The organism is Amycolatopsis sp. SID8362, from assembly GCF_010550475.1.
GTDB lineage: Bacteria > Actinomycetota > Actinomycetes > Mycobacteriales > Pseudonocardiaceae > Amycolatopsis > Amycolatopsis eburnea.
The window spans coordinates 1-9,660 of the sequence record NZ_JAAGNB010000502.1 but is presented as its reverse complement, the minus strand read 5'-3'; the positions used below and the strand labels follow the sequence as shown (position 1 = coordinate 9,660).

8 protein-coding genes and 1 pseudogene are annotated in these 9,660 nt (G+C 72.0%); 3 read left to right on the top strand and 6 right to left on the bottom strand.

What is annotated here, in order from left to right; genetic code table 11:
• Nucleotides 1-129: 129 nt before the first annotated feature.
• Nucleotides 130-1,563: a rifampin monooxygenase gene (gene rox / locus G3I65_RS16080; protein ID WP_160696830.1), complete on the top strand. Its 1,434-nt coding sequence runs from the start codon at nt 130-132 to the stop codon at nt 1,561-1,563.
• Nucleotides 1,564-1,571: 8 nt separating this feature from the next.
• Nucleotides 1,572-3,755, top strand: a complete 2,184-nt coding sequence (helR, locus tag G3I65_RS16075) for an RNA polymerase recycling motor ATPase HelR (RefSeq protein ID WP_203612400.1) — start codon at nt 1,572-1,574, stop codon at nt 3,753-3,755.
• A 3-nt stretch (nt 3,756-3,758) separates the two neighbouring features.
• Here the strand turns inward: helR and G3I65_RS16070 are convergent, their stop codons facing one another.
• From G3I65_RS16070 to efeU, 6 genes are read right to left on the bottom strand one after another with little or no spacing between them, the layout of a single operon-like run.
• Nucleotides 3,759-4,169: a PPOX class F420-dependent oxidoreductase gene (locus G3I65_RS16070; RefSeq protein ID WP_160696829.1), complete on the bottom strand. Its 411-nt coding sequence runs from the start codon at nt 4,167-4,169 to the stop codon at nt 3,759-3,761.
• Between the two features lie 17 nt (nt 4,170-4,186).
• On the bottom strand, nt 4,187-5,329 hold the full coding sequence (locus tag G3I65_RS16065; protein ID WP_160696831.1) for a GDSL-type esterase/lipase family protein: 1,143 nt from the start codon (nt 5,327-5,329) through the stop codon (nt 4,187-4,189).
• Entirely contained in the window at nt 5,326-5,895 is a 570-nt protein-coding gene (locus G3I65_RS16060) for a TetR/AcrR family transcriptional regulator (protein ID WP_163046697.1), read from the bottom strand. The genes G3I65_RS16065 and G3I65_RS16060 overlap by 4 nt, the downstream gene beginning before the upstream one ends.
• Before the next feature lie 48 nt (nt 5,896-5,943).
• Nucleotides 5,944-7,203 carry an iron uptake transporter deferrochelatase/peroxidase subunit gene (gene efeB / locus G3I65_RS16055; protein ID WP_160696828.1) on the bottom strand — a complete coding sequence of 420 codons (1,260 nt, stop codon included), beginning with the start codon at nt 7,201-7,203 and terminating at the stop codon, nt 5,944-5,946.
• The gene (efeO, locus tag G3I65_RS16050) at nt 7,200-8,345 is read right to left on the bottom strand and encodes an iron uptake system protein EfeO (RefSeq protein WP_160696827.1); all 1,146 of its coding nucleotides are present in this window, start codon (nt 8,343-8,345) and stop codon (nt 7,200-7,202) included. The genes efeB and efeO overlap by 4 nt, the downstream gene beginning before the upstream one ends.
• Nucleotides 8,342-9,187, bottom strand: a complete 846-nt coding sequence (efeU, locus tag G3I65_RS16045; RefSeq protein WP_160696826.1) for an iron uptake transporter permease EfeU — start codon at nt 9,185-9,187, stop codon at nt 8,342-8,344. Before efeU ends, efeO begins: the two co-directional genes overlap by 4 nt.
• 268 nt (nt 9,188-9,455) lie before the next feature.
• Here efeU and G3I65_RS57310 point away from each other — a divergent pair.
• A pseudogene (locus G3I65_RS57310) lies at nt 9,456-9,660 on the top strand (murein transglycosylase); the annotation flags it as partial.

Sequence of the window (9,660 nt, the reverse complement as noted above, 5' to 3'; positions counted from 1 at the left end):
GGGCGCGGGCGGCCGCGGTCGCCGCCGCGATCCGCGCCGACGGGGCCGACGAGGCCGCGACGCTGCTGCTCGGCAGCCGCGAAACCCAGCCCGCCTGACCACCACCGACGAAGACGAACAGGGGATTTCATGATCGACGTGATCGTGGCCGGCGGCGGCCCGACCGGGACGATGCTGGCCGCCGAGCTGCGGCTGCACGGCGTGCGGGTGGTCGTGCTGGAGCGGGAGGCGGAGCCGGTCAAGGAGGTCCGGTCGCTCGGCCTGCACGTGCGCAGCATCGAGGTGATGGCCCAGCGCGGCCTGCTGGACCGCTTCCTCGCGGAGGGCAAGCAGTTCCAGATGGCCGGGTACTTCGCCGGCATCGACAAGCCGTGGCCGGAACGGCTGGACAGCGCGCACGCCTACGTCCTCGGCATCCCGCAGCCGGTCACCCAGCGGCTGCTGACCGAGCACGCGCTCGAGGCCGGCGTCGAGGTCCGGCGCGGCGCCGAGGTGACCGGGCTGAGCCAGGACGACGAGGGCGTCACGGTCGAGCTGGCCGGGGGTGAGCGGCTGCGGGCGCGCTACCTCGTCGGCTGCGACGGCGGGCGCAGCACCGTCCGGAAGCTGCTCGGCATCGGCTTCCCCGGTGAACCGGCGAGTCACGAGACGCTGCTCGGCGAGATGGCGGTGACCGCGCCGGCCGAAGAGGTGGCCGCCATCGTGACCGAGATCCGCAAGACGGAGAAGTTCTTCGGGCTCGGCCCGCTCGGGCAGACGGGGCGGTACCGGGTGCTCGTGCCCGCCGCGCAGGTGAGCGAAGACCGTTCGGTCCCGCCGACCCTCGACGAGTTCAAGCAGCAGTTGCGCGCGTACGCGGGCACCGACTTCGGCGTGCACTCGCCGTTGTGGCTGTCCCGCTTCGGCGACGCGACCAGGCTCGCCGAGCGCTACCGGGACGGCCGGGTCTTCCTGGCGGGCGACGCGGCGCACATCCACCCGCCGCTGGGTGGGCAGGGCCTCAACCTCGGGCTCCAGGACGCGCTGAACCTCGGCTGGAAGCTGGCTGCCGAGCTCGGCGGGTGGGCCCCGGCCGGGCTGCTCGACACCTACCAGGCCGAGCGGCACCCGGTGGCCGCCGACGTGCTGGACAACACCCGCGCCCAGGGCGAGCTGATGCGGCCGGACGCCGGGCCGCAGGCCGTGCGGCGGCTGCTGGCGAAGCTGATGGACTTCGAGGAGGTGAACCGGTACCTGATCGGGCGGATCGTCGGCATCGAGATCCGCTACGACTTCGGCGACGAGGCCGACCTCGTCGGACGGCGCCTGCGCGACCTGACGCTGAAGCAGGGGCGCCTGTACGACCTGATGCACGGCGGCCGCGGCCTGCTGCTCGACCAGACCGGGAGCCTGTCGGTGGCCGGCTGGGCGGACCGGGTCGACCACGTCGTGGACGTCAGCGAAGAGCTGGACGTCCCGGCCGTGCTCGTGCGGCCGGACGGCCACGTCGCGTGGGTCGGCGAAGACCAGGAACAGCTGCAGGACCGGCTGGCGCGGTGGTTCGGCGCGCCGGCCGAGGCGTGAGGGGACGCATGACGGAACACGAAACGGAACTGCGCGCCGAGCGCACTCACGTCGCCGGGCTCTACGCCCGGCTCGACGCCGAACGCGAGCGCGTGCGGGCCGAGTACCAGGCGGCGCTCGGGGGCAACGACCTCGGCGCGATGGAGCGCGACGTCCGGGTGCGGGCGCTGAGCCGGGAGGTGCGGCGGCTCGACGTCGTCGACAACGGGCTGTGCTTCGGGCGGCTCGACGCCGTTTCGGGGGAGCGCTCGTACATCGGCCGGATCGGCCTGTTCGACGAGGAACGCGACCACGAACCGGTGCTGCTGGACTGGCGGGCGCCGGCCGCGCGGCCGTTCTACACCGCGACCGGCGCGAACCCGGAGGGCATGCGCCGCCGCCGTCAGTTCCACACCCACCGGCGGGACGTCGTCGACTTCACCGACGAAGACCTCGGTCGTCCCGGCGGGGACGCTTCAGGCGACGCGGCGCTGCTCGCGGCCGTCAACGCGCCACGTGGCGAAGGCATGCGGGACATCGTCGCGACGATCCAGGCCGAGCAGGACGAGATCATCCGGCTCGACCACCCGGGCGTGCTGGTGATCGAAGGCGGGCCGGGCACCGGGAAGACGGTGGTGGCGCTGCACCGCGTCGCCTACCTGCTCTACACCCAGCGGGAGCGGATGGAACGCCACGGCGCGCTCGTGGTCGGGCCCAACCCGGCGTTCCTGAACCACATCGGGCGCGTGCTGCCGTCGCTCGGGGAGACCGACGTCGTCTTCACGACGACCGGCGACCTCGTGCCCGGCCTGCACGTCACGGCCGAGGACGAGCCGGAAGCCGCGCGGCTCAAGGGTTCCCGCAAGATCCTGGACGTGCTCGCCGCCGCGATCGCCGACCGGCAGCGGCTGCCGGCCGAGCCCGTGGAGATCCAGCTGCGGGACGCCACCGTCCGGATCGACGCCGCGACCGCGGAGTGGGCCCGGCAGGAGGCGCGCCACAGCGGGCAGCCGCACAACGAAGCCCGCGCGGTGTTCGCCGACATCGTCACCTATGTGCTCACCGAGCGGGCGATGAAGCGGATCGCACACGGCTGGCTGAGCCGCGACGACCGCGAGGAGTGGGAACGGTTCCGGGCCGAGCTGGTCAAGGACCTCGACGCCGACGAGGTGTTCACCCGCGCGCTCGACGAGCTGTGGCCGATCCTGACCCCGGAAACCCTGCTGGCGCAGCTGTATTCGTCGCCGGAACGGCTGCGCGCGGCGGGCGGCGACCCCGTGCTGGCGCGAGCCGAGGGCGACGCCTGGACGGTGTCGGACGTGCCGCTGCTCGACGAGCTGGTCGACCTGCTGGGCCGCGACCTCGCGGCCGAAAAGGCAGCGGAACGGGCGGCCGAGCGGGAACGCAAGGCCAAGGCCGCCTACGCCGCCGACGTCCTGGACAACCTGATCGAGCGCGAGGACGTCGACGAGGACGTCGGCCTGATCGCCAAGGACCTGCTCTTCGGGGAGGACCTGGCGGACCGGTTCGTCGAAACCGACACCCGCACGCTCGTCGAGCGCGCCTCGGCGGACCGGGACTGGACCTACCGGCACGTCGTGGTCGACGAGGCGCAGGAACTGTCCGAAATGGACTGGCGGGTGCTGATGCGGCGCTGCCCCGGCCGGTCCTTCACGGTGGTGGGCGATCTCGCGCAGCGCCGGTCGGAAGCCGGGGCGCGGTCGTGGGGCGCGATGCTCGACCCGTACGTGCCCGGCCGCTGGGTCTACCGCTCGCTGACGGTGAACTACCGCACGCCGGCGGAGATCATGAGCGTCGCCGCCGCGGTGCTGGCCGGGTTCGCGCCCGACGTGCGGCCGCCGGAATCGGTCCGCGCGTGCGGGGTCCCGCCGTGGGCGCGGCGGGTCACCGACGGCGAAGTCGCCGCGGCCGTCGCGGAGTTCACCAATGCGGAAGCCGGGCGCGAAGGCACCAGCGTCGTCATCGGACCGCCCGGGGTGCCCGGCGCCGTACCCGCGTCCGAGACGAAGGGCCTGGAGTACGACGCCGTGCTGGTCGTGGACCCGGACCGGATCCTCGCCGACGGGCCGCGCGGCGCGGCCGAGCTGTACGTCGCGCTCACCCGCGCCACCCAGCGCCTCGGCGTCCTGCACCGGGGCCCGCTGCCGCCGGAGCTGGCCGGGCTCGCCGAGGCCCCGGTGCCGGTGCCGTGACGCTCAGACGTTGCGGATGTTCGCCTCCAGCTCCAGGGGCTCCCGGTCCCAGTCCTCGACGCCGAAGGCGAGGATGCGCTCCGGGTGGATGCGGATCACGGCGTCGTCGAGGTGGTTGTCCGGGAGGTTGACGTCGGTCAGCGCCTCGGCGCGGCCGCGGATCTCCAGGCAGCGCACGCGCCACGGGTTCGTCGAAGGGAGGTCGTCGACGACGAAGGCGACGTGGTCGTCGGTGGCGATGTTGCGGAACTTCTTGCTGGTGCGCAGGTTGTGCCCGGTGACGTCGATGGTCTTCTCGTCCGGGTTGTACCGGAAGCCGACGGGGCTGGCCTGCAGCGTCCCGTTCGGCTGCCGGGTGGCGAGGCGGCCCAGCGGCTGGGCGGCGAGGTAGGCGAGTTCTGCGTCCGTGAACATGCGGCCAGTCTCGGACTTCAAGCTCCCTTGAAGTCAAGGACCAGCCCGGCGAACCGCGCGCCGATCCGGCGGTGGGCCGCGGGGCACGGGTGGAGGGCGTCCGGCAGCGGCAGGTCGGCGAAGTCGGCTTCGCCGTACAGGGCGAGGCCGTCGAGGTAGCGCAGGTTCGCGTCCTCGGCCTGCCGCTGCGTGACGATCCGGGCCAGCTCGTCCCGGACGACCTCCAGGGTCAGCTTGCCCGCCGCCCGCTCGGCGGGGTCCCCGGTCGCCCGGAACCGGACCTCGCCGCGGGCCAGCGCCTCGTGGTCGAAGTCGCCCGGCCCCGGTGTCTGTTCGTGGATCGGGCAGTACAGCGGGGAGACGACGACGAGTGGCGTGTCCGGGTGGCCTTCGCGGATGGTGTCGAGGAAGCCGTGCACGGCCGGGCCGAACGCGCGCAGGCGCATCAGGTCGGCGTTGACGACGTTGATGCCGAGCTTGACGCTGATCAGGTCGGCCGGGGTGTCGCGCAGCGCGCGGGCGGTGAACGGGTCGAGCAGCGCGTTGCCGCCGAACCCGAGGTTGACCAGGTCGACGCCGGCCGCGGTGGCGGCCAGCGCGGGCCAGGTGCCCGCCGGGCTCGCGGCGTTGGAGCCGTGGCTGATCGAACTGCCGTGGTGCAGCCACACCCGGCGCTCCGGCAGGACCTCGACGGGCGCGTCGGTGCGCAGGGCGAGCAGTTCGGTGATTTCGTGGTGCGGCAACCAGATCTCGACGTCCTTGGCGTGCGCGCCCAGCCCGCCGAACCGCACGGTCCCGGGCGATCCCGCACGCCGCTCGCCCGCTCCGGTGCGCGGGTCGACGGTCAGCGTGTCGCCGCTTTGGACGCTCCCTTGGGCGACGAGTTCGCCGTCGACCAGCAGGTCGTACACGCCGTCGGGCCGCGGCGGGGCGCCCGTGTAGACGAGCTTGGTCGGCAGCGTCTCCAGTTCGACGACGTCGGCGCTGGTCCGGAACCGCAGCCGGACGCCGGCGGGCTGCGCCTCGGCCACGGCGAGCCGCGGGTCGGTGTTCTGCGCACGGGCGCGGGCGGGCAGCCGGTGCGGGGCGAGGCCCTGCCCGGTGTGTTCGAGTTCGAGGGCGCCGCGGACGAGATCGGCGGTCAGCGGGGTGGTGATCACGTGGCGGGCCAATCGCGCAGGACGGTGTCGAGCACCGTGAGGATCCGGGTCCAGGACTCTTGCGAGGACGGCGAGCTGTGGTCGAACCCGCCGTGGGCTTCGAGGTCGACGTACCCGTGGAAGACGCTGCCGAGCAGGCGCACGGCGTGCGTCTCGTCCGGCCCGGACACGGCGTAGCCGCGCAGGATCGCGCGCATCATCTCGGCGTGCCGGGGCCCCGCGCTCGCGGCGGCGGTCTCGGCGTCGAGCCGGAACCGCGTGGCGGCGTACCGGCCGGGGTGCTCGCGGGCGTAGTCGCGGTAGACGTCGGCGAAGGCCACGAGCGCGTCCCGGCCCGCCCGGCCCGCCAACGCGGCGGCGGCGCGATCGGCGAGTTCGTCCAGCGCGAGCAGGGCGATCTTCGTCCGCAGGTCGTGCGCGTTCTTGACGTGCGAGTACAGGCTCGCGACCTTGACGTCGAAGCGCCGCGCCAGCTCCGACGGCGTCACGTTGTCGAAGCCGGCCTCGTCGGCCAGCTCCGCGCCCGCGCGCACCACGCGTTCGGTGGTCAACCCGGCTCGAACCATGAACTCACTCCCTCTTGCCTAAAGGGAGTGTAGCTCAGCCTAAAGCCTTTAGGAAAAGAGGGCGTCCGCCCAGCTCGACTCGCGGGTCACGCCCGGCGGGACGGCGAAGTGCGCCGAGCCGGTGTGCTGGACGTACTCCATCATCGCGTCCTTCGACGACAGCGCCTGCTGCATCGGCACGTACTGCTTGCGCGTGTCCCGGTTGAACGCCAGGAAGAACAGCCCCGCCTCCAAGTGCCCGACGCCGTCGGAACCGTCGACGAAGTTGTAGCCGCGGCGCAGGATCCGGACGCCGTTCAGCGCCTGGTGCGAGGCCAGCCGGACGTGCGCGTCCTCCGGGATCACCTTCTCGCCGCCCGCGCCGCCGACGTCCAGGTCCAGCTCGTCGAACTCCGCGGTCTGGCCGAGCGGGGCGCCGGTGCCCTTGGTGCGGCCGATGATCTTCTCCTGGCCGTCCAGCGACTCGCGGTCCCACGTCTCGATGTGCATCCGGATCCGGCGCGCCACCAGGTACGAGCCGCCCGCCATCCAGGCCGGGCCGTCCTCGGCCGAAGCCCACACCTGGTCGCGCAGGAAGTCCGCGTCCTCGGACTTGATGTTGTTCGTGCCGTCCTTGAAGCCGAACAGGTTCCGCGGCGTCGCCTGTGCCCGCGACGTCGACGAGCTGCGGCCGAAGCCGAGCTGCGACCAGCGGACCTCGGTGACGCCGAAGCCGAGGCGCACCAGGTTGCGGACCGCGTGCACCGCCACCTGCGGGTCGTCCGCGCACGCCTGGATGCACAGGTCGCCGCCGCTGCGGGCCGGGTCGAGCTTGTCCTTCGGGAACAGCGGCAGGTCGATCAGCTGCGGCGGCCGCTTGCCCGCCAGGCCGAACCGGCCGTCGAACAGCGACGGCCCGAAGCCGATGGTCAGCGTCAGGTTCGACGGCGGCAGGTCGAGCGCCTCGCCGGTGTCGCCGGGCGGGGCGTACTGGCCGCCGTCGATCGCGCCGCCCGCCACGACCTCCTGGCCGGCGGTCATCCGGCGGGCGGCGTCGGTCCACGTCTTCAGCAGCTGCCGCAGCTTCTCGCGGTCCTTGGTGGTGACGTCGAGGGCCGCGAAGTGCAGGTTCGCCTGCGTCGGCGTGACGATCCCCGCCTGGTGCTCGCCGTGGAAGTCGACGGTGTTCACCGACGCCTCGGCGTTGCCGCTCGTCGCCTTGTCGATCCCGATGCCGGCGGCGGCCCCCGCCCCGGCGAGCGCGACGCCCGCGCCCGCCAGGCCGAAGAGCTTCCGCCGCGAGACCCGCGTGCCCTCTGCCGACGTCACTTCGAGACGACCTCCGCAACCTTGCTCAGCGGCTCGCTCAGCGCGTCGACCGCCGAGGCGAACTCCTTCACCTGGTCCTGGGACAGGTCGGTGTAGAGCTTGAAGCCGTCGCCGGCGCGCTGCTTGTCCAGCAGCCCCTGGACGTTCGCGAACTCCTTGTCCAAAGTGGACACGAGCGCGGGGTCCTTCGCCTGCAGGATGGGCCGCAGGGACGTGATCGCGCCCTTCGAACCGTCCAGGTTGGCCTGGAAGTCCCAGAGGTCGGTGTGCGAGAAGGTCTCCTCCTCGCCGGTGATCTTGCCGGTCGCGACCTCGTCGAGCAGGCCCTTGGCGCCGTTGGCGAGGTCCAAAGCGGACAGCTCCAGCGTCTTGGACTTGGCGACCAGGTCCTTGACGTCGGTCACCAGCTTGTCGGCGATCTGCGCGCTGTCGGCCTGCAGGCCGGTCTTGAAGAGGTCCTTCTCCAGCCGGTGGAACCCGGTGAACTGCTGGCCCGGCTCCAGGTCGGCCTCGCGGACGTCGATGGCCGGGTCGAGGTCGCCGAACTTCTCGGCCACCGGCTCGATCCGCTCGTAGTAGACGCGGGTGCGCGCGTACGCGGCCTTCGCCTCGTCGACCTTGCCCGCCTTGACGAGGTCGGCGAACTTCGCCGTCTCGTCCTGCAGGGCCGCGGTGTTGTTGGCGATGTAGCTCGCGTAGCTCTTGGTCGCCTCGCCCTTCTGCGCGTTGGCGTCGTTCTGCTTCGCGACGCCGCCGGTGACGGTGAAGTCGCCGCGGATGCCGGCGCCCGCCATGCCCGGCTTGCACGCCGTCTGGTACTTGCCCGCGTTCGCGACCTCGACGATCAGCCTGCGGTTCAGCCCGGGCGCGATGTTCTCGACCTCGCCCATGATCCGGTCGCCCTCGGCGTAGAGGTAGAACTCGGTGACCTTGGTGCCCTTGTTGGTGATCTCGAAGGTCACGTTGCCGGCGCCCGCGGTGGTCGCCGAGACCTCGCACGCGGTGTCGCTCGCGGACACCTTGATCGGGCCGCCGTCCGCCGCGGCACCGGTGGTGTCGCTCTTGCTGTCGCAGGCCGACAGCGCCACCAGGGCGGCGGCGCCGGCCACGACGGCCAACGGGGTGGTCTTGCGCACGGTCACTCCTTCGGGGCGGCCGCGACGGCGGGCGCCGGCGCGGTCTTCTTGCTGGGCTTGAGGAACAGGGGCAGCACGATGGCGACGTAGGCGACCCAGGCGACGGCCTGCAGCACGGTCGTCTGCTGCGAGTAGTTGAAGATGCCCTTGAGCAGGGCGCCGTACCAGGACGTCTCGGGCAGCGTGCCCGACGCGTCGAACGCGAGCGTGTCGATGCCGGGGAGGAACGCGGCTTCCTGCAGGTCGTGCAGGCCGTAGCCGAGCACGCCGGCGGCGACGAACACGAGCAGGACGCCGGTGATCGTGAAGAACTTGCCCAGGTTGAACCGGACGGCGCCCTTGTAGAGCAGCCAGGCGAGCACGACGGCGGCCGCGATGCCGATGGCGAAGCCGATCAGCGGCTGCACGGTGTCGGACTGCGCGGTCTGGACGGCGGAGTAGAAGAACACCGCGGTCTCGAGCCCTTCGCGCCCGACCGCGAGGAACGACAGCAGCAGCACGGCCGCCGGGCCGACGTCGAGCGCGTCGTCCATCTTCCCGCGCAGCTCGGCGGCGATGCTCTTCGACGCCTTGCGCATCCAGAAGATCATCGCGGTGACGAACACGACGGCGACGATCGACAGGCTCCCGCCGAGCAGCTCCTGGTGCTCGAACGACAGCTGCGCGGTCGTGTACGTGAGGACCGCGCCGACGGCGACCGACAGCAGCACCGCGGCGCCGACGCCGGGCCACACCCAGCGCAGCGCGTGGCGCCGCTCGGTCTTCACGAGGAAGGCCACCAGGATGCTGACGACCAGCGCGGCTTCCAGGCCTTCGCGCAGCCCGATCAGCGCGCTCGAGAACAACACCGGTCCGCCTCCCTGAGTTTCTGCTACGGAGATGTTTTTAGGTAAGGCTCACCTGTAAGTCCAGTGGGCGGCCGCCGGCTCGAAACGATGCAACCGGACAAACAGGGCATCGAATCGAAGTTAGGTTAGGGTAACCGCAGGTCAGGGGCCTGCGCGTCGACTCGATAACGAAATCTGTGATGTCGCTGGCAGTGGCGTTGTTTTAACCATCCGCTTGCCTGATCAGGCTCTCGGGTGACCCCCTTGAGTGGCTCCGTAACCTGATCGGGTGGCCGAAACCGCTCAGCCGACCGTCACGCCTCCGTCGTCGCCCCCGGGCGGCCCGCCCAGGCGGTACGTCGGGCGGATCGCGCTCTCACTGGGCCTGGTGGTCACCGGCGTGGTCCTGGTCGTCACGATCGGTGTCCAGAACCCGGACGCGCCCGACGCGCCGCCGGCCGTCCAGCCGGCGCTGGCCATCCCGGAGCAGCGCC